Annotated in this window: 24 protein-coding genes; all 24 read left to right on the top strand. The window is 52.3% G+C overall.

What is annotated here, in order from left to right:
• Positions 1–86: 86 nt before the first annotated feature.
• The 24 genes from I2H39_RS09240 to I2H39_RS09125 all read left to right on the top strand — a co-directional run bounded on the left by I2H39_RS09240 (position 87) and on the right by I2H39_RS09125 (position 23381).
• Positions 87–1085: an ABC transporter ATP-binding protein gene (locus I2H39_RS09240; protein ID WP_195626299.1), complete on the top strand. Its 999-nt coding sequence runs from the start codon at positions 87–89 to the stop codon at positions 1083–1085.
• A 3-nt stretch (positions 1086–1088) separates the two neighbouring features.
• A complete protein-coding gene (locus I2H39_RS09235) occupies positions 1089–2126 on the top strand; it encodes an oligopeptide/dipeptide ABC transporter ATP-binding protein (RefSeq protein WP_227146402.1) in 1038 nt (345 codons plus the stop codon).
• Positions 2127–2251: 125 nt separating this feature from the next.
• Positions 2252–3886 (top strand): ABC transporter substrate-binding protein, encoded by a 1635-nt coding sequence (locus I2H39_RS09230; RefSeq protein ID WP_138306656.1) that lies wholly within the window; start codon positions 2252–2254, stop codon positions 3884–3886.
• A 207-nt stretch (positions 3887–4093) separates the two neighbouring features.
• A complete protein-coding gene (locus I2H39_RS09225; protein ID WP_138306657.1) occupies positions 4094–5113 on the top strand; it encodes an ABC transporter permease in 1020 nt (339 codons plus the stop codon).
• Positions 5113–5949: an ABC transporter permease gene (locus I2H39_RS09220; protein WP_138306658.1), complete on the top strand. Its 837-nt coding sequence runs from the start codon at positions 5113–5115 to the stop codon at positions 5947–5949. Before I2H39_RS09225 ends, I2H39_RS09220 begins: the two co-directional genes overlap by 1 nt.
• A 17-nt stretch (positions 5950–5966) precedes the next feature.
• A complete protein-coding gene (locus I2H39_RS09215; RefSeq protein WP_138306659.1) occupies positions 5967–7043 on the top strand; it encodes a Xaa-Pro peptidase family protein in 1077 nt (358 codons plus the stop codon).
• Between the two features lie 99 nt (positions 7044–7142).
• Positions 7143–7727, top strand: a complete 585-nt coding sequence (locus I2H39_RS09210) for a peptidylprolyl isomerase (RefSeq protein ID WP_195626298.1) — start codon at positions 7143–7145, stop codon at positions 7725–7727.
• Between the two features lie 253 nt (positions 7728–7980).
• Positions 7981–8187, top strand: coding sequence for a 50S ribosomal protein L31 (gene rpmE / locus I2H39_RS09205; protein WP_002568352.1), 207 nt, complete (start codon positions 7981–7983; stop codon positions 8185–8187).
• Between the two features lie 108 nt (positions 8188–8295).
• Positions 8296–9342, top strand: coding sequence for a DUF1385 domain-containing protein (locus I2H39_RS09200; RefSeq protein ID WP_330640720.1), 1047 nt, complete (start codon positions 8296–8298; stop codon positions 9340–9342).
• Entirely contained in the window at positions 9296–10159 is an 864-nt protein-coding gene (gene prmC, locus I2H39_RS09195) for a peptide chain release factor N(5)-glutamine methyltransferase (protein WP_138306662.1), read from the top strand. Before I2H39_RS09200 ends, prmC begins: the two co-directional genes overlap by 47 nt.
• A 136-nt stretch (positions 10160–10295) precedes the next feature.
• Positions 10296–11372, top strand: a complete 1077-nt coding sequence (prfA, locus tag I2H39_RS09190; protein ID WP_138306663.1) for a peptide chain release factor 1 — start codon at positions 10296–10298, stop codon at positions 11370–11372.
• 292 nt (positions 11373–11664) lie between these two features.
• Positions 11665–12144, top strand: coding sequence for a sigma-70 family RNA polymerase sigma factor (locus I2H39_RS09185; protein ID WP_138306664.1), 480 nt, complete (start codon positions 11665–11667; stop codon positions 12142–12144).
• Positions 12141–13136: a DUF4825 domain-containing protein gene (locus I2H39_RS09180; RefSeq protein WP_195626297.1), complete on the top strand. Its 996-nt coding sequence runs from the start codon at positions 12141–12143 to the stop codon at positions 13134–13136. Before I2H39_RS09185 ends, I2H39_RS09180 begins: the two co-directional genes overlap by 4 nt.
• A gap of 178 nt (positions 13137–13314) precedes the next feature.
• Positions 13315–14172 (top strand): AraC family transcriptional regulator, encoded by an 858-nt coding sequence (locus I2H39_RS09175; RefSeq protein ID WP_240305272.1) that lies wholly within the window; start codon positions 13315–13317, stop codon positions 14170–14172.
• Positions 14173–14290: 118 nt separating this feature from the next.
• Positions 14291–14848 (top strand): DUF3841 domain-containing protein, encoded by a 558-nt coding sequence (locus I2H39_RS09170; protein ID WP_195626296.1) that lies wholly within the window; start codon positions 14291–14293, stop codon positions 14846–14848.
• A complete protein-coding gene (locus tag I2H39_RS09165) occupies positions 14824–15414 on the top strand; it encodes a DUF3841 domain-containing protein (RefSeq protein ID WP_195626295.1) in 591 nt (196 codons plus the stop codon). The genes I2H39_RS09170 and I2H39_RS09165 overlap by 25 nt, the downstream gene beginning before the upstream one ends.
• A gap of 360 nt (positions 15415–15774) precedes the next feature.
• A complete protein-coding gene (locus I2H39_RS09160) occupies positions 15775–17172 on the top strand; it encodes a sugar ABC transporter substrate-binding protein (RefSeq protein ID WP_195626294.1) in 1398 nt (465 codons plus the stop codon).
• Positions 17173–17247: 75 nt separating this feature from the next.
• Entirely contained in the window at positions 17248–18129 is an 882-nt protein-coding gene (locus I2H39_RS09155) for a sugar ABC transporter permease (RefSeq protein ID WP_138306670.1), read from the top strand.
• A complete protein-coding gene (locus I2H39_RS09150) occupies positions 18126–18956 on the top strand; it encodes a carbohydrate ABC transporter permease (protein ID WP_138306671.1) in 831 nt (276 codons plus the stop codon). Before I2H39_RS09155 ends, I2H39_RS09150 begins: the two co-directional genes overlap by 4 nt.
• A gap of 35 nt (positions 18957–18991) precedes the next feature.
• Positions 18992–20113 carry a Gfo/Idh/MocA family oxidoreductase gene (locus tag I2H39_RS09145; protein WP_195626293.1) on the top strand — a complete coding sequence of 374 codons (1122 nt, stop codon included), beginning with the start codon at positions 18992–18994 and terminating at the stop codon, positions 20111–20113.
• Positions 20114–20141: 28 nt separating this feature from the next.
• A complete protein-coding gene (locus tag I2H39_RS09140; protein ID WP_138306673.1) occupies positions 20142–21257 on the top strand; it encodes a Gfo/Idh/MocA family oxidoreductase in 1116 nt (371 codons plus the stop codon).
• A gap of 2 nt (positions 21258–21259) precedes the next feature.
• Entirely contained in the window at positions 21260–22183 is a 924-nt protein-coding gene (locus I2H39_RS09135; protein ID WP_138306674.1) for a dihydrodipicolinate synthase family protein, read from the top strand.
• A gap of 1 nt (position 22184) precedes the next feature.
• Positions 22185–22649, top strand: a complete 465-nt coding sequence (locus I2H39_RS09130) for a YhcH/YjgK/YiaL family protein (protein ID WP_138306675.1) — start codon at positions 22185–22187, stop codon at positions 22647–22649.
• A gap of 27 nt (positions 22650–22676) precedes the next feature.
• Positions 22677–23381 carry an N-acetylmannosamine-6-phosphate 2-epimerase gene (locus I2H39_RS09125; protein WP_138306676.1) on the top strand — a complete coding sequence of 235 codons (705 nt, stop codon included), beginning with the start codon at positions 22677–22679 and terminating at the stop codon, positions 23379–23381.
• Positions 23382–23386 lie beyond the last annotated feature (5 nt).

Here is a 23386-nt window from a genome sequence, read left to right as displayed (position 1 = left end):
GTTTTGAGTATATATGCAGAAAACTGCGGGTGAATACATTGGCACCGCATTGACGCTTTGATGCAATAAAACAAAGGGCGGATAAAATGACACAGACAGATATCATATTGGAAGTAAAAGACTTATGTGTGGAATTCAGGACAGCAGAAGGCACTGTTCAGGCGGTGGACCATCTGAGCTATGTACTACATAAGGGAGAAAAGCTGGGAATCGTGGGGGAGAGCGGAAGCGGCAAGAGCGTTTCCTCTCTTGGTATGATGCAGCTCATTCCCAACCCCCCCGGACAGATTACAGGAGGGGAAATTTTATACAATGGAAGGGATTTGGTGAAGACTCCTGAGCGGGAGATGCAGAAAATCAGAGGGAATGAGATTTCCATGATTTTCCAGGAACCAATGACCTCCCTAAACCCCATTATCAAGTGCGGAAAACAGATTGCGGAATCCCTGCGCCTGCACCGGGGCATGAAGAAAAAGGAAGCCATGGAGGAGGCTGTCCGCATGATGAAGGCGGTGGGAATCGCCAACCCTGAGGCGCGGGCCCATGAGTATCCCCATCAGATGTCAGGAGGAATGAGGCAGCGTGTGATGATTGCCATGGCACTGGCCTGCCAGCCCCAGATTCTGATTGCAGATGAACCAACCACGGCTTTGGATGTAACCATTCAGGCCCAGATTCTGGATTTAATCCGGGAGATGAACGAGGAACTTCATTCCTCAGTCCTGTTCATCACCCATGATTTAGGGGTTGTAAGCGAGCTGTGCGATACGGTCATTGTCATGTATACGGGCCATATCGTGGAGCAGGCTCCGGCCGGCGAACTGTTCCGGGACCCCAAACATCCCTATACCATTGGCCTGCTGAACGCCATACCGGTTATCACCAAGGACAGGAAACCCCTGTCCACCATAGAGGGAATGGTGCCCAATCCCACGGAGCGGATAACAGGGTGCAGCTTCTGGCCCAGATGTCCCCATGCAGAAGAGCGGTGCAGGACGGCCAGCCCTCCTATGAAGCAGCTCTCAGAGGGGCGCCAGGTCCGCTGCTGGCTGTTTGAGGACCAGGCTGCAGGGAAGGAGGCTTAACATATGGCGCAAAATGAAAACAGAGATACAAACATAAATACAAACACAGATACGGACACAAACGCAGACACAAACACAGACAAGAGCAAAAAAGAAGTGCTGGTTAAGGCCGACCATGTGAAGGTATATTTTAAAGGCAAGGATAAGAAGTCCGGGGCAGTGAAGGCTGTGGATGACGTAAGCTTTGACATTATGAGAGGCGAAACCTTTGGCGTGGTCGGGGAGAGCGGCTGCGGCAAGAGCACCCTGGGCAGGACCCTGGTCCGGCTTATAAAACCAACAGAGGGCCACATTTACATGGGCGGCACTGACATAGCAGGATTAAAGGGCGCGGATTTGAAAAGGATGCGCAGGAAGGTCCAGATTATTTTCCAGGACCCTTCCGCCTGTCTTAACCCCAGGCGTACTGTGCGCCAGATTCTGATGGAACCCTTTGAAATCCACGGAATGAAGGGAAGGTTGGATGTGGAGGCCCGCATCATGAAGCTTCTTAACCTGGTCGGTCTGGATTTGTACTGTCTGAGCAGATATCCCCATGAGCTGTCCGGAGGACAGAAGCAGAGAATCGGCATAGCCAGGGCGCTGGCTCTGGAGCCGGATATCATTATCTGCGATGAGGCTGTATCGGCCCTGGATGTGTCGGTCCAGGCCCAGGTACTGAACCTGCTTCAGGAGTTAAAGGAAAAACTGGGTCTGACCTACTTCTTCATTTCCCATAACCTGAATGTGGTCTATCAGGTCAGCGACCGGGTGGGGGTTATGTACCTTGGAAATATGGTGGAGATAGCTGATTACGATAAGCTGTATGAGAAGCGTTACCACCCCTATACGGAGGCGCTGCTGTCAGCCATCCCCCAGGTGGACCAGAATGTGAAAACAGAGCGCATCCACCTGGAAGGAGAGGTGCCCAGTCCTTCCAATCCGCCTTCCGGCTGCCGGTTCCATACACGCTGCAGCAAGGCGTGCGACAGGTGCCGCCAGGAAGTGCCGGAACTAAAGGAAGTGACGGAGGGGCATTTTGTGGCCTGCCATCTTTATTAGGAGACACTGCAATAAGGAAACACTGCAATAAGGAGACACTGCCAGATAACTGGCATCTCAATAAAAAGAACAGTTCAGACGATTTGCGGCTGAACTGTTGCCAATAAACCTAGAGGAGGTCTATTATGAAAAAGAAGTTATTGACTGCTGCTCTGTGCCTGGCGGTTTCATTTGCCTTAAGCGCATGCGGCGGCAATGGAACGGACGGCACACAGGCCGGCAGCACAGACGCGGCAGCAGAGGGAGCTTCACAGGCATCCGGTTCCAATACGGTTGTAGTAGCCATGGGCTCCGGATTTTCCACCCTGGACCCGGGGTATGTATATGAGAAGTATCCGCCTCTCATTGTCAATGCATGCTACGAGAACCTGTTTAAGTTCTACAGCAATGACAGTGCGCCGGAGCCCTGTCTGGCTGATACCTATGAATTTTCAGATGACGGCCTGACGCTGACCGTTAAGCTGAGACAGGATGTGACATTTGCCAGCGGCAATCCCATGACAAGCGCGGATGTTCTTTTCAGCATCAACCGCTGCAAGAACCTTCAGGGAAATCCATCCTTTATCTGCGACACCATTGAGAGCATGGAGGCGCCGGATGATTACACGGTGGTATTCCATCTGACCCAGGCGGACAGCGCCATTCTGTCCAAGCTGACCTACAGCTCCACGGCTGTTTTAGACAGCGCGGTTGTGAAGGAGCACGGCGGCACGGACGCAGAGGACGCATCCTCCGCTGATACGGCACAGTCCTATCTGGATTCAGCCAGCGCAGGTTCCGGCATGTATGTGATGACCAGCTATATTCCGGACCAGGAAGTGGTGCTGGAAAAGAACCCTAATTACTGGGGAGAAGCAACCAATGTTGACAAGTTTATCATTAAGATACAGCCGGATGCAAACACACAGATGATGACATTGTCCGGCGGGGATATTGATGTGGCCATGAACATGACGGACGACACCATGTCTGAGCTGGAAGGCGCTGAGAATATTTCCATTATCAACGGAGCAACCAAGACCGTTGGTTTTGTGATGATGAACATGGATGAAGCCTACGGCGGCCCTGTATCCAATCCGCAGGTCCAGAATGCCATCCGCAAAGCCCTGGATTACACTGGCATCCAGACCATCTGCGGCAGCGGCACCATCACTCCTTATGACATCATCCAGGTGGGATTCATGGGAAGCAAGGGCGAGAGACCGGCTGACTATACGAATCTGGAGGAAGCAAAGGCATTGCTGGCAGAGGCCGGATATGCAGATGGATTTGACGTGGACCTGACCGTGACAGACCTGGATATGGAGGGAATCCTTCTGACAGACCTGGCCCAGAAGATTAAGGATGACCTGGCTCAGGTGGGAATTAACGTAAACATCGTTTCACAGCCATGGGCGGCCGGATACGGCGATGCTTACCGCGACGGAACCCTGGGCTTTACGGTTATGTACTGGGGAACTGATTATAACGACCCCAACGTGCAGCTGGAATTCCTTCCGGGCGGCGTTGTAGGAAAGAGGGCCGGATGGAGCGCGCAAATGGACCCGGAGCTGGCAGCCATGTATGAAGAAACCATGTCTGCAACGGACAACGATGAGCGTATCGCGGTTCTGGAGAAAATCCAGGACGCCATGTATGAGTATGGACCGTTCATTATGGTAGCCCAGGCGCCGTCCCACATCGGCTATAACACCAGGCTGGAGGGCGTGGCCATATCCGACCCGTATGCACTGGACCTGACTTTGATTCATGTAAAATAATGATTGCATATACGGAACTGTTATGCGGGCAGGCGGATTTCTTCCTGCCCGCTGGTACCGTAAACAACGCTTTGGTGCCCCAGGCAATAACCGGGCAGGTATTGCCGTGAACGCTCATCCTAAGGGATATCGTTGACGGGAATATCTGTGTGAAACAGCAATCGCAATATAAATTTGGATTGAAACATAAGAAAAGAGAGGTATCGTATGGAACAGCTGAAATTTATAGGAAAGAGACTGGTGTATCTGGTAGTCATGCTGTTTGGTGTCGCCACCCTGGTTTTCATACTGACAAAGATGATACCGGGAGACCCCACCGTTGCAAACTTAAGCCAGAGAGCCCTGAACGACCCGGAAATCGTGGCTGCCTACCGGGCAAAATACGGCCTGGACCAGCCCCTGCCCGTGCAGTATATTCTGTACATGAAGAATCTCCTGCAGTTTGACCTGGGGACTTCCATGCGCACAAACAAACCTGTGCTGTCAGAGCTGGCCAGGTGTTATCCGGCCACCATTGAGCTGGCCCTGTTTGCCATTGTCATTGCAGCTATTCTGGGCGTTCTGTTCGGCATTATTTCCGCCATCAGGCGAAACAGTATCCTGGACCAGATAGTCCGGGCCATATCCGTTACAGGCGTCAGCATCCCCAGCTTCTGGTTTGCGCTGCTGGTATTGTATTTCTTCTATTACAAGCTGAAGCTGTTTCCGGGTCCGGGCCGCCTGAGCAACGCCTTTACGGCTCCGGCCACGGTCACGGGCATGTATGTGATTGACAGTCTTCTGGAGGGAAATATACCCAAGGCACTGGACGCTGTCAGCCATCTGCTTCTTCCGGGAACCGTGCTTGCGGCGTTTACCATGGGTCTGATTACCAGGACAGCCCGTTCCAACCTGCTGGACGTCATGTCCACGGACTATATCCGCACTGCAAAGGCAAAGGGCCTGTCAAGGCCGGGACTGATTATCCGCCACGCCCTGGGCAATGCCCTGATTCCCGTACTCACTGTAATCGGCCTGGGCCTGGGCAACCTGTTAGGCGGCATGGTGCTGGTGGAAACCATCTTCAACTGGCCTGGCGTGGGACAATTTGCCTACGAGTCCGTGCTTTCAGTGGATTTCCCATCCATCATCGGAGTGGCCCTGCTGATTGCCCTGAATTACATGGTCATCAATACAGTGGTGGATATATTATACGGAATCATAGACCCGAGAGTGAGGTGCAGCTGATGGTACAGTCTTTAAAAAGGTTATTTAAATCCAATTACCTGTTTACGCTGGGCGTGATTATCTGTCTGGCGTGGATTGCGGCAGCCATCCTGGCGCCGGCGCTGGCTCCCTATGACCCCATTGTGCAGGATTTGGGGCAGCGGCTGAAAGCGCCGTCCGCAGAGCACTGGTTTGGCACGGACAACTTTGGCAGGGATATTTTCAGCCGTGTGCTGTACGGAGGCAGGTACTCCCTGCTGGCAGGCTGCCTTACCGTTGTCATAGCAGGATTTATCGGCACGTTTTACGGTGCCATAGCAGGCTATGTGGGCGGCTGGGTGGACAATGTGATGATGCGTTTTTCTGAGATGATATTGTCCTTTCCTTCCCTGATTCTTGCAATGATTATCAATGCAGTTATGGGTTCCAATTTGTTCAATACCATGTTTGCCCTGATTGTGGTGGCGTGGCCCACCTATGCCCGTATGATGCGCAGCGTTGTGCTCAGCGTAAAGGAAAATGAATATGTGGCGGCTTCCGAGGTCCTGGGCGCCTCCAGAATCCGAATCCTGATGAAGGAGGTCATTCCCAACAGCATCAGTTCGGTACTCATCATGGCCACCACAGATATCGGCAATCAGATTCTGATGTTCTCTACCTTAAGCTTCCTGGGACTGGGTTCTGCGCCGCCTACGCCGGAGTGGGGCATGATGGTTTCGGATGGAGCTGATTATTTTAATAAGTTCTGGGTGGCAGGATTCCCGGGACTGGCAATCTTTACAATGGCTGTAGGAGCTAATTTTATTGGTGATGGTCTTCGCGATTTGCTGGACCCCAAGCTGAGAAAACAGTTTTAAAACAGGAGGAAGTTATCATGAAGCAGAATCGAGTGGAGCGTATCATGGAAGCCCTGAAGGAGATGGGGCTGACGCAGATGCTGATTGTGGACCCCATGTCCATTTACTATCTCACAGGCGTGTATGTGGAGCCCTTTGAACGGTTTTACGCCCTTTATCTGAGGGAAGACGGAAAGCATGTGTATTTCCTGAACAACCTGTTTACTGTGCCTGAGGATGTGGGCGTGGAGAAGGTGTGGTATTCAGATACGGACCCGGCGGCGGAAATCGTGGCCGGTTATCTGGATAAAGAAAGTCCCCTGGGAGTTGATAAGGATTTAAAGGCCAGGTTCCTGCTTCCTCTCATGGAGATGGGAGCTGCTGCGGGCTTTGTCAATTCCTCCATTGCCGTGGACAGGACAAGGGGCGTGAAGGACCAGGAGGAGCAGGAAAGGATGCGTACTGCCTCCGATATCAATGATAAGGCCATGGCACGGTTCAGGCAGCTGATTCACGAAGGGGTCACGGAGCGTCAGGTTGCGGACCAGATGCTTAAGATATATACGGACCTGGGGGCGGACGGATTTTCCTTTGAGCCGCTGGTGGCCTTTGGCGCCAATGCGGCTGACCCCCATCATGGACCGGACAACACGGTCATAAAGCCGGGGGACGCAGTACTCTTTGATGTGGGCTGCATCAAGGACGGGTACTGTTCCGACATGACCCGCACCTTCTACTTTCAGCGGGCCAGTGAGGAACACCGCCGTATCTATGATATTGTCCGCAGCGCCAATGAGACAGCCATCTCCAAAATACGTCCGGGCATCCCTCTGTGCGAGCTGGACAAAACGGCCAGGGACCTGATTACGGAGCAGGGATACGGACCCTTCTTTACCCACAGGCTGGGACATTTCATCGGGCTGGGAGAGCATGAGTTCGGAGACGTGTCCTCTGTGAATACCCAGAAGGCAGAGCCGGGAATGATATTTTCCATTGAACCGGGCATCTATCTGGCCGGGGATACAGGGGTCCGTGTGGAGGACCTGGTGCTGGTGACAGAGGATGGATGCGAGGTGCTCAACCACGATTCCAAAGAATTTGAGATAATCGGTTAATCTGTGGTGTACCGGGAGGAGATATGAATATAATTGCGGCTATGGGATGGGAGGCAGTGCCATGAATCCGGTGGCTGCTGTGAGATGGGAGGCGGTATTATGAATCCGATTGCAACATTACATATGGCCAACGGCAGAAAGATTGTCATAGAGCTTTTGCCGGAGTCAGCGCCAAACACAGTGAACAGCTTTATCTATACAGCTTTAAGGGGTTACCTGGACCACCATGCCATTGAGCGGATAGTGCCGGGAAACTGGGTGGATGTCAGCTACACGGCTTTTGGGAAAAAGGAATGCCGGTATCTGATTCCCAATGAATTTGAACTGAACCCGGATGTGGTTCCGCTGGATTCCCATCCGGGAGCCGTGTGCATGGGCGGTTACGGCGAGGCAGGACTGGCAGGCTGTGAGTTTTTCTTTCCTCTAAGGGACTGTCCGGAGCACAAGGGCGTTTATCCTGTGTTCGGCCGTGTTCTGGAGGGCATGGACGAGATATACCGTCTGGAAAAGGTGGAGACTGTCCCTGTGGATGATTTCCCCATAGAGGGCGTGGAGGTCAACCGTCCGGTGAGACCGGAAATCATTGAACGGGTGGAGCTGGAGCTTTACGGAAGGGTTTATCCGGAACCGGTAAGGGTCAGGGAGCCGGAGCTGCCGGAATGCTGGATTTCCGCTCAAAAATAACCAGGAATTGGCCATAAAAAATATTGCAAATCCTGTTTTTTTATGATATACTATGTAAGCTGTCTAATTTGACGGCAGTTTTAGCGTCTGCGTGAGTCAGAACCTTACGGTGAGGGCGTGTTTAACTTAGTTATTGCTGATATCTGTGCGTTCTGGTGACGGTATGGGACCGGCTGCCTGTAATGTACAGAGACAGATTGGCATACACAGGCCGCGGTCGGAAACCGCAAATAATATCAGAGAGGTGAAAATCATGAAAGAAGGAATCCATCCAAGTTATTACCAGGCAAAGGTTGTCTGCAACTGTGGTAATGAGTTCGTAACAGGTTCAACAAAGCAGGACATCCACGTTGAGGTTTGTTCTAAGTGCCATTCATTCTACACCGGACAGCAGAAGGCTGCCCAGGCTCGTGGACGTATTGATAAGTTCAATCGTAAATATGGCATGAATGCTAACTAATAAGCAAAGAGATGAGGGTTGAGCTTGGGAGCAGGCTCAGCCCTTTCTGAATTCATGGGAAATCATGGAAAGAGGGTTTCTTTTTCGTACAACAGAAAGGTTAATGGGATGAAATATTCAGGAATTGGTGGTCAGGCCGTAATCGAGGGTATTATGATGCAGAACGGCAATGACTACGCCATTGCAGTCCGCAAGCCGGACGGGGATATTGAGGTGAAAAAGGATACCTATTTGAGTATGACCAAGAAGCATAAAATCTTAGGTCTTCCCTTTGTCAGAGGTATTTTCAGTTTTATAGATTCCATGGTAGTGGGCATGAGGGCCCTGACCTGGTCCTGCAGTTTTTTTGAGGACGATGAGGAGGCAAAGCCCGGTAAATTTGAGGCGTGGCTGGATAAGGTATTTGGCGAAAAGCTGGAGAGCGCCCTCATGACATTGGTAATGATAATTTCCTTTGTTATGGCAATCGGTATTTTTATGGTGCTGCCCCTGTTTATTGCCAATATATGCAGGGGGTTCATCCGCTCCGATACAGTGATGGCCGTACTGGAGGGCGTTATCAGGATTGTGATTTTTATCGCTTATATCAAGCTGGTATCCCGCATGGAGGATATCAAGAGGACCTTTATGTACCACGGCTCAGAGCATAAGTGCATCAACTGCATTGAGCACGGGCTGGAGCTTACGGTTGACAATGTAAGGGCAAGCTCCAAGGAACATAAACGGTGCGGCACCAGCTTTATCATGATTGTCATGGTTATCAGCATCCTGTTCTTTATGGTCATCCGGGTGGATACGGTCTGGCTGCGCGTTGTGAGCCGGATTGTGCTGATTCCTGTGATAGCAGGGGTGTCCTATGAGTTCCTGCGTTTTGCGGGACGCCATGATTCCAGGCTGGTCAATGTGCTCAGCCGTCCCGGCATGTGGATGCAGGGACTGACTACCACGGAGCCGGATGACAGTATGATAGAGGTGGCCATTGCGGCAGTGGAGACCGTGTTTGACTGGCGGGCTTACCTGGATGAGAATTTTCCGGGCTGGCAGGAAGGCGGGCACCATGGCGGCAATCACAAAGACAAAGGCAATGACAGTGAAGGAGCAGTAAAACATGACCATGCAGCAGCTGCTGTGGCAGGGTGTTCAGGAACTGAATAAGGCCCAGGTGCCGGATCCGGAGCTGGATGCCAGGTACCTGCTTCTGGAGGTGTTCCATCTGAGCCTGGCATCGTTCCTGGCCATGAAGGGCAGGGAAATGCCGCCGGATGAGGGAACCGTGGAACGCTGCCGGGAGTTTATGAAGCTCATAGAAATAAGGGCCGGACGGACACCGCTCCAGCACCTGACCGGGACCCAGGAGTTTATGGGATTTGAGTTCCTTGTAAACCAGCATGTGCTGATTCCAAGGCAGGACACGGAGACACTGGTGGAGCTGGTCCTGGAAGAACAAACGGACAGGGAAAAAAGCATACTGGATATGTGTACCGGTTCCGGGTGCATTGCCCTCAGCCTGGCTCTTATGGGCGGATACCGTCATGTGGCTGCCCTGGACGTGTCGGCAAAGGCCCTTAAGGTGGCAGAGCAGAACCGTGACAGGCTGCTGGGCGGTTACCAGGGCGTGTTTGAACTAATCAGGAGCGATATGTTCTGTGCTCTGGAGCCGGACAGGACCTTTGATATCATTGTATCCAATCCGCCTTATATCCCCAGCCGGGTTATTGAGGACCTGGAGCCGGAGGTAAGGGACCATGAGCCCAGGATTGCCCTGGACGGAAGTGCGGACGGGCTGACATTTTACCGCATACTGGCAGAAGAAGGGCAAAACCATCTGACCAAGGGCGGAAGCATCTACATGGAGATTGGGTATGACCAGTCGGAGGCAGTGGAAGGGTTGTTTGTGTCCCGGGGATACAGGGACGTCAGAACCTTTAAGGATTTGGCCGGACAGGACCGTGTGGTACGGGCCGTCCGGTGAGAGCAGGCTGGTGAGAGCGTCCGGCAGGAGCCGCCCGGCGAGGACCGGATGGTAAGGGGCGGATTGGGAGATAACACAGGGTAACAGGTTAATGTAGTGGTTGTAATTGGAATAATCGCAGGAGCAGGAGATAGATATGTTTGATAAGCTGGATGATATGTTGATTCACTATGAAGAATTGATGCTTATGCTGGGTGACCCGGATGTGACCCAGGACACAAAGCGTTTTACCAGACTCATGAAGGAGCAGGCTGACCTGGCTCCTATTGTGGAAGCCTATAAGCAGTACAAGCAGGCAAAGCAGGATGTGGAGGACAGCCTGGCCCTGTTGGAGGAAGAGAACGACGAGGAGATGCGTGAGATGGCCAAGGAAGAGCTGTCCGACGCCAGGAAACGGATTGATGAACTGGAGCATGAGCTTAAGATTCTTCTGCTTCCAAAGGACCCTAACGATGACAAGAATATCATCCTGGAAATCCGGGCAGGCGCAGGCGGCGATGAGGCAGCCCTGTTTGCAGCTGAACTTTACCGCATGTATACCAACTATGCGGACAGCCAGCGATGGAAGGTGGAGATTGTCAGTCTCAATGAAAACGGCATCGGCGGTTTCAAGGAAGTGGTTGCCATGGTTACCGGAAAGGGCGCATATTCCAAGCTTAAATATGAGAGCGGGGTGCACCGTGTCCAGCGTGTGCCTGAGACGGAATCCGGCGGCCGCATCCATACATCCACTGCAACGGTGGCCGTTATGCCTGAGGCCGAGGAAGTGGATGTCCAGATTGACATGAACGACTGCCGTATCGACGTCATGCGTGCATCAGGCAACGGCGGGCAGTGCGTTAACACAACGGACTCCGCAGTGCGTCTGACCCATATTCCTACGGGAATCGTTATTTACAGCCAGACAGAGAAATCCCAGCTTCAAAACAAGGAAAAGGCATTCCGTCTGCTGCGTTCCAAGCTCTATGACATTGAGCTGGAAAAGCGCCAGAGTTCAGAGGCAGAGGAGCGCCGCAGCCAGATTGGCACCGGCGACCGCTCTGAGAAGATACGTACCTACAACTTCCCCCAGGGCCGTGTGACAGACCACAGAATCAAGCTGACGCTGTATAAGATTGATTCCATTATGAACGGTGACATTCAGGAACTGCTGGACAACCTGATTGCGGCCGACCAGGCGGCAAAGCTGGCAAAGATGAACGAGGCGATTTAATGTGTGACGGGGACAGGCTGGAGATTCCAAATGCCTGAGAGGAAAAACCTCACAGAAGATGTATAACATGAAATCGACACAATAGGACCCGGCCGGGTAACTGAGACATGCTCAGGTATTGGCCGGGTCTGTTTTGTTGCCGGTTACGGCCGGATGTGCGCCTGAAATAAAACAGCCGTATATTGTATCCGGCCATGGTTTTAGTATAATGATATCAACGTAACTTTTTATATATTTTTTGTAACGATTCCGGGCCACGGGACACTAATTAACAGAAGGAGGAAATACGTATATGGATTCCATGGAAGAGATTTATAAAAAGCACGGAAAAATGATATATGGTTTTCTCTTGACCAGAACCCAGGACCCCGGCCTGGCGGAGGAGCTGACCCAGGAAACCTTTTACCAGGCAGTGAAACATATAGGCAGGTATAAGGGAGAGAGCAGCATATCCACCTGGCTCTGCGGAATCGCAAAAAATCTGTGGCGGGATTATCTGCGCAGGCAGAAACACCATGTTCCCCTGGAAGAGGCAGACCAGGTACCTGTGGAATCCGCAGAGTCCCAGGCCATATCCCTGTGGGATAATGTGCAGATACTGAGGCTGATTCATGGTCTGGAGGACCCTATGCGGGAGGTTATGTACCTCAGGCTGGTGGGAAACCTGACCTTTGGCCAGATTGGCGAAATCATGGGGCGCAGCGAGAATTGGGCAAGAGTAACCTATTACCGCGGGAAAGAGAGAATCGTGAAGGAGGCAGGAGAACAATGAAACACAGGATACCATGTGAAATCATTCAGGATTTAATGCCCATGTATGTGGACGGCCTGACGTCCCAGAAAACGGACCGCGAAATCAGGGTCCATCTGGAGGAATGCGGCAGCTGCAGGGAAATGTATGAGCGGATGAAAACCGAGATGGAAGGAAATGCATCCCGGACATCAGATAAAACACCGGAAATTGATTATCTGAAAAAGGTGAGAAGGAGAAATGTAAGAAATGTGGTTCTGGGCGCTGCCGGGGTGTTCCTGATTATGGCGGCTGCATTTTTTATGAAGCTGTTTGTGATAGGCTATCCCACGGAGTCATATGTGGTCACCTATACGGATGTCAATGGGGGACAGGTGGATGTGGGAGGAATCATGATTGATTCAGCCTCTGTTTACAGGGGATATAAGCTGGTGCAGCAGGATGACGGAACGCAGAAGCTGGTCATTTACTCCTGCCTGCCCTCATTCTGGAACAGGAACGGTGTATTTAACCTGGAACTTAAGCTTCCGGGCGGGGGACAGGATTTGGATATAAAGGGCGCTACCGTCAAGAGCAATGGAACCGTGGTCAGCAGTCTTGCAAATGAGCTGTACAGGGCCAGGAATCCATATATAGGAGATGCCTCGGCAGACGGAACGCTTTCAGGCACCCTGGGGATTTCCAGAGAGCTGGGAAGCTTTAAGAATGAGCTCCAGACCTCCGGCCAACCCTATGGGTGGACCCTTAACTTTGAGGAGAGTACGTCCAACTCAGCCGTGTTTGAGGAACGCATGAAGGCATATGCCTGTGTGCTGATAGCCCTGACTGACAACCTGGGCCAGGTCAGCTGGAATTATACCGTGGAGCTGGAACAGGGTCCGGCAGGGCGGCATGGCACCATTACGGAGGAGGAGTGCGGGGAAATGGCCGGCGCTCCTGTGAAGTCATTTGCAGACAGCCCGGAGGGAATTCAGAGGCTGATTGAGCGCCTGGGTATTGCGGATAAAATGTAACAGTTCAGGCGGATAAAATTTCCGGCTCCGGGGCTGGATATTGGAAGCATGATTTGGTACAATCAGAATAGGAAACGGACAGGGGGACAAATCCCCGGACGCAGGGCACCGTTGTGCCGGAAGTGATAAAAGATATGGCAAAAAGGGGGTGTACAGCATGCAGTCGCTTTCCTCATTCATGAATACCATCCGCTTTAATTTTCTATATATAGATAAATACTCGTTCGGAAGGACCTGGACCTATCCTGAGAGCGCCATACCGTACAATATGCTGCGCTATATCATTGACGGAAGCGCTGAGTTTGTGGTGGATGGGGAGACGGTTATTGTAAAGAAGGGACAGGTGTCTTATATACCGGAGGGCTGCTGGCTGTCGTGCAGGGCGCTGGAGGATACATTTGCATTTTACAGCATCCGCTTCACCACATCTGTGTTTTATGAGGGCGCTAATTTCCTCAGGGAGTACTATAACTTCCCTCTGGTGATGGATGTGGGGGAGGGAATCGGGTCTTATTTCAGCGATATCTACAAGTGGGTGCGAACGGACAAGAAGTCGAAGGCGTTTCACGTAAGAGGCGCCCTTGATACGCTGATTGCCAGCCTGATTGATATTTTGAATTCCGATGAGCCCGATGATGTGAAGGCGGAAATCAACGGACTGGAGTACAACCTGGAGCAGATACGCAAGCGGGTGAAGAAATCCACGGTCCAGACCGACCCCAGAATACAGACCGTTATTGACTATATCATGCTGAATCCGACAGAGGAGTATACCTCAGATAAATTAAGCGGTATGGCAGAGGTGGCAGAGACAACCTTCCGGCGCCTGTTTAAGGAGGCCACAGGGAAAACCGCCACGGAGTTCATACGCCAGGTGCGCCTGACCACGGCGGCCAGACTGCTGCTGGTGTCCAATAATCCTGTGAACTGCATTGCCCACGATGTGGGGTTTGAGGACGCCAATCATTTTACACGGGTATTTAAGCAGGCGTTTGGAATGACGCCGGGCCGGTATAGGAAGATGTCTCAGGAGTAGGGGAAGGAACACAACGGAACCAGGCCGGGACAGCGGTACCAGGCCAGCGGGGCCGGATAAGGACAGCGGGGCCGGACAAGGACAGCGGTACCAAAAAAGAGAGAGGAAGGGTGGCTGGATGGAACAAATCAAGGTATGGACAAAGCAGCATGAAAATGTGCTGAAGGAGCTCAATGAAACCGGCAGATACATTGCCAGGCGGGAGTATATCCGCAGCGACCTGCAGGAACATGCAGGACTGGTGCTGGAGGCATATGACTGGCTGGTGAGGCACAGTCCGGATGCAGCCCGAAGGCCGGAGGATGTGCAGTATCCGGTATGGGTTTCTTTTACCAGCGAAGCGGTTATGCTTCCCAGCCCGGGAACCGTCATACTGGAGCTGACCCTGGATCCGGCCTGCATTACCTCTGTCAATATAGAAAAATGGGGAAGCATACTCAATTATTCCTATATTCCAAAGGATGAGGCGGATGCCAGGCGTCATCAGGATAGGATGGAGCAGTATGGCGTAAGCGATGCCAAGGCTTACATGTCCCAGTTTTATCCCCACCTTAAGCGGGAAATCATTGCCAGCTGGGACCGGCTTTTTGATGACAGCGTGATTCTGGGGAACGATTCGAAATATGGAAATATATGGGAGATAAGAAAAGAATGGGTGACACAGGTGATAGAGTAATTTTATACGCGGCACAGGCGGAGGCGGTATTAAAGGCCATAGAGAGAGACGGCCGCTGTTTCTCGCGTGAGGAATACGTGCGCAGAAAGTATGGGGAAAGCGGTCCCATTTTCCTGACTGCCTACAAATGGTTTGTAAAGGAGGCAGTTAAGCTGGTTCCAATGCCCCAGGGGGCTGAGTTCCCCTATTGGTCCTTCATGAACCTGTACAGTCTGGACCAGTCTGCGGGAACCAGTACACTGACGCTTTCCGTTCCCAGGGATGAGGCTGTGTTTTTTGATATGTATGACTGGAATAAGATTCTGTGCCTTAAATATCTGGGAGAAGATGAGGCGGATGAAAAGGCGTTCCAGGCATATTTAAAGCAGTGCGGGGTCAGGGAGATGGATGCAGTGCTCACTGGTTTTTACCCGGATTTGAAACAGAAAATCATGGGCAGCTGGCCCAGGCTGTTCCGTCATCATGAGAAGATACGGGCAGGAGAGGAATCCGGGGCAAAAAGCGTCCAGGCAGCCCTGTGGCAGATTAAGAAAGAATGGATTGTGCCGGAGGGGCAGAGACAGTAGGACAGGATGCAGGGATAAGAAGCAGGATATGAAACAAGGTTAAAAATAAGATAAGAAACAGGACAAGAAACAGGAGGACAGGTATCCGGAATTAGCTTCCGGCCCTGTCTTTTTTATGTTTTAATATGGGATATGGCCAGCCCCAGGCTATTCCCCGGCCAGCTCCCGGCCTTCCCCCGGCTAATTTCCGGCTGTACCCCAACCCATCTGATTCAAAACAAGACAAAAAAATAATTTAATAGTCGTCTTGTGCTATTTTAAGTTGTCCAGAATGTTGAAATGCATAAAGAAAACCAATATAATACCAATAGAAACAGCAAAATGACGAACGGAAATAATTCAGAAAAAAGGAGAAATGATATGAAAAAGAGTCATGTAAGTTTAATTCTAGCAGCAGCACTTGCAGCAGCCCTGCTGGCCGGATGCAGCGGTTCCGGGTCATCCTCGGATGGTTCTGCTTCCAAAGAAGCAGCAGGCCAGACCCAGGCGCAGGCGGCGGCCCAGGATGGAAATGACAGCGGGACAGAGGGCCCCCTTTCCGGAGAGATTACCTTCTGGCATTCATTTACCCAGGGACCAAGACTGGAAACCATACAGAAAGCAGCTGACAAGTTCATGGAAGAGAACCCGGACGTGAAAATCAATATTGAGACATTTTCCTGGAATGACTTTTACACCAAGTGGACCACCGGACTTGCATCCGGCAATGTACCTGATATGAGTACAGCCCTTCCGGCCCAGGTGGCGGAGATGATTAACGCAGACGCCCTGACGCCCATCAATGACCTGATTGACAACATTGGCCGTGACAAATTTGCAGAAGCAGCCATTTCCGAGGGCACGGTGGACGGCAATAATTACTCGGTACCCCTTTACAGACACGCACATGTGATGTGGATTCGCAAGGACCTGCTGGAGAAGAACGGGCTGGAGGTTCCAAAGACCTGGGATGAGCTTTACGACACAGCCAAGGCCCTCACAAAGGACGGCGTCTACGGATTGTCCTTCCCATGCGGCACCAATGACTTCCAGGCAACCTTTTTCCTGGATTTCTATGTGAGAAGCGGGGGCGGCAGCCTTCTGACCGATGACCTGAAGGCTAACCTGACCAGCGACCTGGCCATTGACGGCATCAACTACTGGCTGAAGGTGTACAATGACTGCTCGCCTAAGGATTCCATTAACTTTGATGTACTGGATCAGGCAACCCTGTATTACCAGGGCAAGACCGCATTTGACTTTAACTCCGGCTTCCAGATTTCAGGCGTTGCGGCCAACTCGCCGGACCTGCTCCAGTATGTGGACTGCTACCCGGTTCCAAAGATTCATGAGGATGACCCGGATGAGGGAATCATGACCACCAACACACCTATGGTGGTATGGAAGGCTTCCAAGCATCCGGAAATCTGCAAGGCATTTATGAAAACCCTTTATGACGAGGATACATACGTGGAATTCCTGCACGCGACACCGGTGGGCATGCTTCCTGCCATCAAGGGGATTGCCGACACAGATGCATACAGGGATGACGACACCATCAGGCAGTTCACCCATGCTGAGGAAGTACTGACTGCGGCAGCTGATATCGGCACTGCATTCGGCTATGAGCACGGCCCCAATGTCCAGGCCGGAATCATGCAGAACAATCATGTGATAGAGGATATGTTCCAGGATATCATTACCAACGGAACGGATGTAAGGACTGCTGCGAAAACAGCAGAAGATAAACTGAACGCACTGTTTGAGACAGCTGAATAAGCCGTCCGGGAGCGTGTCTGAAAAGGCGGATGCATTTTTGAGACACGCTCTAATACTGAGAAGGAGGAGGAAATCTTGGGGAAGAAAAGTTATACAAGATGGTTGTTCGTACTTCCTGCAATCGTCATTGTAATCGCATTATTCATATATCCCATCTGTTCCAGCATCGTATACAGCTTTACAAACAAGAACCTGATTAAACCCGCCTATAAATTCATCGGCCTTAAGAATTATGCCGAGGTGCTGAAGGACAGCGGCTTCTGGCTTTCATTTTTCAATTCCCTGAAATGGACGGTCCTGTCCCTGGTGGGACAGATAGGAGTGGGGTTTACCGCTGCCCTGGCCCTGAAGCGGATTAAGGTGTGCAAGGGCGTTTACAAGACCCTTCTCATCATCCCCTGGGCCTTTCCCTCCATTGTCATTGCATTTTCCTGGAAATGGATTCTCAACGGAGTGTACGGCTTTCTGCCCAATATCCTGGTGAAGCTGGGTATCTGCCAGGTGGCGCCCCAGTTTCTGACCAGCGGCACACTGGCCTTTGTCAGCCTGGTGCTGATAAATATATGGTTCGGAGCGCCCATGATAATGGTCAACGTGCTCTCGGCCCTGGAAACAGTCCCAAAGGACCAGTATGAGGCTGCCCAGATTGACGGGGCCAGGCCCTGGCAGTCCTTCTACTATGTCACGGTGCCCCATATCAAGATGGTGGTGGGACTGCTGGTGGTCTTAAGGACTGTGTGGATTTTCAATAACTTTGACCTGATTTATCTGATTACAGGCGGCGGGCCCGCGGGCACCACCCAGACCATACCGCTCTATGCCTACAATATGGGATGGAGCACCAAACTCATCGGACGCTCATCGGCAGTGACCGTGCTGCTGTTTATATTCCTGATGATTATATGCGGCATTTACTTTGCGGTCATAAACAAGTGGGAAAAGGAGGACAGTAAATGAAAAAGTGTAAAGCAGGAAACGTTATCAGCCATATATACCTGATTATTCTGACCCTTATCTCCATATTCCCGCTGGTATGGATTATCATTTCCTCCCTGAAGGGCAAAGGAGAGCTGACGGGAAATCCCACGGCTTTCTGGCCTAAGACATGGACGTTTGATTATTATACCCATGTTATCAATGACCTTAAGTTCTTTGTGAACATCAAGAACAGTATCATCATTTCCCTGGTAACCACCCTGATTGCCATTACAGTGGCGGCGCTGGCAGCTTACGGAATCGTCCGGTTCTTTAAGCGTCTGGGGTCAGCCATGTCCAAGGTGCTGGTGACAACCTACATATTTCCTCCCATCCTGCTGGCCATTCCCTACTCCGTGGTCATGGGAAAGCTGGGGCTGATTAACACAAGGATTGGCCTTGTTATTGTGTATCTGTCCTTCTCCGTGCCTTATGCGGTGTGGCTCCTGACCGGATTTTTCAGGACAGTGCCTCTGGAAATTGAGGAAGCGGCCAGAATCGACGGAGCCAATAAAATGCAGACCTTTGTCCAGGTGGTGCTTCCGCTGGTGGCGCCCGGTGTGGTGGCCACAGCCATTTACACCTTTATCAATACCTGGAACGAGTTCCTGTACGCGCTGATTTTAATGAACAATACCAGCAAGATGACGGTTGCGGTTGCCCTGCGCTCCCTGGACGGAGCCGAGATACTGGACTGGGGCGACATGATGGCTGCCTCTGCCCTGGTGGTGCTTCCCTCTGTCATATTCTTCTGCCTCATACAGAATAAGATTGCAGGGGGCATGTCGGAGGGCGCTGTAAAGTCCTGATGATTTTAACAGAAAGGTAAAAGGTGCTATACTTTATGGAAACTATAACAGGAACCATTGGATACGGCGTGGTGGGCTCCGGCTACTTTGGGGCGGAGCTGGCACGCATCATGAATACAAAACAGGGAGCGCAGATACGGGCTGTCTATGACCCTGAAAACGGGGAGATTGTGGCGGCTGAGCTGGGATGCGAAGCTGAGGGCAGCCTGGAGTCCCTGGTATCCAGAACGGATATACAGGCCGTGATTGTGGCCACTCCCAACTATCTGCACAAGGAACCGGTGCTGGCCGCTGCCAGGCATGGACTTCATGTGTTCTGTGAAAAACCGATTGCATTAAGCTATGAGGACTGCCTGGAAATGGTGGATGCCTGCCAGGACAACCATGTGGTGTTCATGGCCGGCCATGTGATGAATTTCTTCTGCGGTGTGAGAAAGGCCAAGGAGCTTATCGGACAGGGCGTTATCGGGGACATCCTCTACTGCCACGGGGCCCGCAATGCATGGGAGGGTACCGGGGCCTCAGAAACCTGGAAAAAGACCCGTTCCAAATCAGGAGGCCACCTGTACCATCATATCCATGAGCTGGACTGTGTCCAGTTCCTTATGGGAGGCTGTCCTGAGACAGTAACCATGGCAGGAGGCAATGCAGCCCACAGGGACAGCCGGTTCGGGGATGAGGACGACATGCTGTTCATCACCATGGAATATCCGGGCAGGCGCTACGTAGTCCTGGAGTATGGCTCCGCCTTCCGCTGGCAGGAACATTACCTGCTGATACAGGGAACCAGGGGAGCCATTAAAATTGACATGTGCAATTGCGGCATGACTCTTAAAACCGGGGACAAGGAGGAACATTTCCTGGTTCACCGCACAAAAGAGGAGGACGATGACAGAACCCGGATTTACAGGGAAACAGAACGGGACAACGGCAACCAGTTCGGAAGGCCGGGGAGAAAGCCCTTCCTGTGGCTTCAGGGCATCATGGACGAGGAGATGGAGTTTTTAAACAATGTGCTTCACGGCGCCCGGGTGACAGACGAGTTCCTGCCCCTTCTTACCGGAGAGGCTGCCAGGAACTCCATAGCCACGGCAGACGCCTGCACCCTGTCCCTTAAGGAGGACAGGAAGGTAAGACTCAGCGAAATCATGAAGTGAAAAATAGGATTGGTAAAGGAGAACAGTCATGAAGACAATCGGATATGCAGTGGTTGGTACGGGATATTTTGGGGCGGAGCTGGCCCGCATCATGAAGGAACAGGAGGGGGCCAGGGTAGTGGCTGTCTATGACCCGGAGAATGCAGGAACAGTGGCTGCTGAGCTGGGATGCGGCGTGGAGACGGACCTGGACCGGTTATACAGCCGTGAGGATGTGGATGCCGTAATCGTGGCAGCGCCCAATTATCTTCACAAGGAACCGGTCATCAAGGCCGCGGAGCACGGGGTACATGTATTCTGTGAAAAGCCCATTGCCCTGTCCTATCAGGACTGTGTGGAGATGGTGGAGACATGCGTTGCCCACAATGTTACTTTTATGGCAGGCCATGTAATGAATTTCTTCAAAGGTGTCCGCACAGCGAAAAAGATGATTAATGACGGAGTCATCGGCCGGGTGCTGTACTGCCATTCCGCCAGGAACGGCTGGGAGGATATACAGCCCTCTGTCAGCTGGAAGAAAATCAGGGCCAAATCAGGAGGCCATCTCTACCACCATATCCATGAGCTGGACTGCATCCAGTTCCTTATGGGCGGCTGCCCCGAGGAAGTGACCATGGCAGGGGGCAATGTGGCCCACTGCGGGGAACAGTTCGGGGATGAGGATGATATGCTGTTCATCACCATGGAATACGGGGATAACCGGTATGCTGTGCTGGAGTATGGCTCCGCTTTCCACTGGCCGGAGCATTATGTGCTGATTCAGGGAACCGAGGGAGCTATCCGGCTGGATATGTTTAACTGCGGAGGAACCCTTAAGAAGGGGGACAAGGAAGAGCATTTCCTTATGCACAAGACCCAGGAGGAGGACGATGACCGGACCAGAATCTATCACGGCACGGAGATGGACGGCGCCATCATGTACGGCAAACCGGGCAAGAAGCCGCCTATGTGGCTTCACAGCATTATGTATGATGAGATGGAGTACTTTAACAACATCATGCATGGGGAACAGCCGGACGAGGAATTTAAGGCCCTGCTTACGGGGGAGGCTGCCAGGAACGCCATTGCAACGGCGGACGCCTGCACCAGGTCGCGGTTTGAAAACAGGAAGGTAAAGCTGTCTGAGATAACGGGGGTGAAATAGGTATGATACTGGATAAATACAGGGGAATCATCCCGGCCTTCTATGCCTGCTATGACAGGACGGGGGAGGTAAGCGCTGACGCGGTCCGGGCGCTGACCCGGTACTTTGTGGAACAGGGAGTGAAGGGCGTCTATGTGGGCGGGTCTTCCGGGGAATGCATCTACCAGTCCGTGGAGGACAGGAAGAAGACTCTGGAGGCCGTGATGGATGAGGCTGCAGGCCGTCTCACGGTGATTGCCCATGTTGCCTGCAACAACACAAGGGACAGCCGGATTCTGGCGTCCCATGCCCAGGACCTGGGCGTGGACGGGATAGCCGCCATACCGCCCATTTATTTTAAGCTGCCGGAGTATTCGGTTGCCGGGTACTGGAATGACATATCGGAGGCAGCGCCCCACACGGATTTCATTATCTATAACATACCCCAGCTGGCCGGTACAGCCCTGACCATGAGCCTTTTAAAGACCATGCTCTTAAACGGGCAGGTGGCAGGCGTGAAAAATTCATCCATGCCGGTCCAGGACATCCAGATGTTTAAGGCAGAGGCCATGAAGACGCGGGAGGACTTTATTGTGTTCAACGGCCCGGATGAACAGCTGGTATCCGGTCTGGCCATGGGTGCGGACGCCGGTATCGGCGGTACCTACGGTGCCATGCCGGAGCTGTTTTTAAAGATATATGAGCTGACTGCACAGAACAGGATGGCAGAGGCCAGGGCTATCCAGTATGAAGCAGATGAAATCATATATAAGCTGTGTTCAGGAACATGCAATATGTACGCCATGATTAAGGAAGTGCTGCGTATCAGCAGGGGAATCGATATAGGCGGGGTCAGGAAGCCGCTGACAGACCTAAGCGGGGACGACCGGGCCATTGCCCGGGAAGCAGCCGCCATGATAGAAGCAGCAAAGGAGAAATATTGCTGATATGATATATGACTTGCTGGTTAATATAGGAAATTACAGGGGCATGAACAGGAACCTGGACAAGGCCATTGACTATCTGATGACTGCGGATATCACAGCGCTTCCCATGGGAAGGACGGAGATTGACGGGGACAGGGTGTTCCTGCAGGTGATGGAGGCGCGGACCCGCGAGCTGAGGGATGACAGCTATGAACTGCACAGGGACTATATGGATATCCAGATAGACATTGAGGGATGCGAGGTCATAGAAACAGCCCTGGACGGGGTGACACCCATTGGGGAATACCAGCCGGATTTTCAGAAAGCCGCTGTTTGGGGCGGGGCAGGAGGACGCTGCGTCATGGGGCCGGGCAGGTTCATCCTGTGCATGGCCGGTGAGGCCCATGGGCCGGGCGGATGCCTGGAAGCGCCTGAATGTATCAGAAAATGTGTGGTAAAGGTGGCTGCGGCTGATGACAGGCCGTGAAAGCCGGAGTGAAAGGATTGGAACGAGATGGACAAGACAGAACTTTTTAACCGTATCAAAGGAAAGCTTATCATTTCCTGCCAGGCCCTGCCCGGGGAACCGCTCTATGACCCGGAGCGTTCCCTGATGCCTTTTATGGCCAGGGCGGCCAAGGAGGCCGGAAGTCCCATGATACGCGCCAACACGGTGCGGGATGTGCTGGGTATCAAGAAGGAGACAGGACTTCCTGTCATTGGACTGATAAAGCAGGTGTACGATGGATTTGACGGGTATATCACACCCACCATGGAGGAGGTGGATGCTTTGGCAGAGGCAGGGGCCGATATCATTGCCATTGACTGCACGGACAGGAGGCGGGGAGACGGGCTGAGCCCATGGGAATACATCCGCAGCATCAAAGCAAAATATCCGGACCAGATTCTGATGGCCGATATCTCCGATTACCAGGAAGGCATTCAGGCGTGGAAAAGCGGTATTGACCTGGTGAGCACCACCATGAGCGGATATACGGACTATACGCCAAAGCTGGAAGGGCCGGATTTTGAACTGGTCAGGCGGCTGTCAGCGGAACTTCCCATCCCGGTCATCGGGGAAGGCCGTGTCCATACGCCGGAGGAAGCTGTGAAAATGCTGGATATGGGAGCATGGGCAGTCATTGTGGGCGGAGCCATCACCCGGCCGCTGGAGATTGCGGAGCGGTTCATGAAAGCGGTTCATGGCAGACAGGAATAGAAGTC

The sequence above is a fragment of the Clostridium sp. 1001283B150225_161107_B6 genome (genome assembly GCF_015556325.1).
In the GTDB taxonomy this organism is placed as follows: Bacteria; Bacillota; Clostridia; order Lachnospirales; family Lachnospiraceae; genus Enterocloster.
The sequence above is the reverse complement of the archived record's forward strand: the minus strand, read 5'-3'. Positions and strand labels throughout refer to the sequence as shown.

Bases quoted from the DNA above. Each gene is read 5' to 3' on its own strand.
- I2H39_RS09240 (WP_195626299.1), top strand. From the start codon at position 87: ATGACACAGACAGATATCATATTGGAAGTAAAAGACTTATGTGTGGAA.
- I2H39_RS09235 (WP_227146402.1), top strand. From the start codon at position 1,089: ATGGCGCAAAATGAAAACAGAGATACAAACATAAATACAAACACAGAT.
- I2H39_RS09230 (WP_138306656.1), top strand. From the start codon at position 2,252: ATGAAAAAGAAGTTATTGACTGCTGCTCTGTGCCTGGCGGTTTCATTT.
- I2H39_RS09225 (WP_138306657.1), top strand. From the start codon at position 4,094: ATGGAACAGCTGAAATTTATAGGAAAGAGACTGGTGTATCTGGTAGTC.
- I2H39_RS09220 (WP_138306658.1), top strand. From the start codon at position 5,113: ATGGTACAGTCTTTAAAAAGGTTATTTAAATCCAATTACCTGTTTACG.
- I2H39_RS09215 (WP_138306659.1), top strand. From the start codon at position 5,967: ATGAAGCAGAATCGAGTGGAGCGTATCATGGAAGCCCTGAAGGAGATG.
- I2H39_RS09210 (WP_195626298.1), top strand. From the start codon at position 7,143: ATGAATCCGATTGCAACATTACATATGGCCAACGGCAGAAAGATTGTC.
- rpmE (WP_002568352.1), top strand. From the start codon at position 7,981: ATGAAAGAAGGAATCCATCCAAGTTATTACCAGGCAAAGGTTGTCTGC.
- I2H39_RS09200 (WP_330640720.1), top strand. From the start codon at position 8,296: ATGAAATATTCAGGAATTGGTGGTCAGGCCGTAATCGAGGGTATTATG.
- prmC (WP_138306662.1), top strand. From the start codon at position 9,296: ATGACCATGCAGCAGCTGCTGTGGCAGGGTGTTCAGGAACTGAATAAG.
- prfA (WP_138306663.1), top strand. From the start codon at position 10,296: ATGTTTGATAAGCTGGATGATATGTTGATTCACTATGAAGAATTGATG.
- I2H39_RS09185 (WP_138306664.1), top strand. From the start codon at position 11,665: ATGGATTCCATGGAAGAGATTTATAAAAAGCACGGAAAAATGATATAT.
- I2H39_RS09180 (WP_195626297.1), top strand. From the start codon at position 12,141: ATGAAACACAGGATACCATGTGAAATCATTCAGGATTTAATGCCCATG.
- I2H39_RS09175 (WP_240305272.1), top strand. From the start codon at position 13,315: ATGAATACCATCCGCTTTAATTTTCTATATATAGATAAATACTCGTTC.
- I2H39_RS09170 (WP_195626296.1), top strand. From the start codon at position 14,291: ATGGAACAAATCAAGGTATGGACAAAGCAGCATGAAAATGTGCTGAAG.
- I2H39_RS09165 (WP_195626295.1), top strand. From the start codon at position 14,824: ATGGGTGACACAGGTGATAGAGTAATTTTATACGCGGCACAGGCGGAG.
- I2H39_RS09160 (WP_195626294.1), top strand. From the start codon at position 15,775: ATGAAAAAGAGTCATGTAAGTTTAATTCTAGCAGCAGCACTTGCAGCA.
- I2H39_RS09150 (WP_138306671.1), top strand. From the start codon at position 18,126: ATGAAAAAGTGTAAAGCAGGAAACGTTATCAGCCATATATACCTGATT.
- I2H39_RS09145 (WP_195626293.1), top strand. From the start codon at position 18,992: ATGGAAACTATAACAGGAACCATTGGATACGGCGTGGTGGGCTCCGGC.
- I2H39_RS09140 (WP_138306673.1), top strand. From the start codon at position 20,142: ATGAAGACAATCGGATATGCAGTGGTTGGTACGGGATATTTTGGGGCG.
- I2H39_RS09135 (WP_138306674.1), top strand. From the start codon at position 21,260: ATGATACTGGATAAATACAGGGGAATCATCCCGGCCTTCTATGCCTGC.
- I2H39_RS09130 (WP_138306675.1), top strand. From the start codon at position 22,185: ATGATATATGACTTGCTGGTTAATATAGGAAATTACAGGGGCATGAAC.
- I2H39_RS09125 (WP_138306676.1), top strand. From the start codon at position 22,677: ATGGACAAGACAGAACTTTTTAACCGTATCAAAGGAAAGCTTATCATT.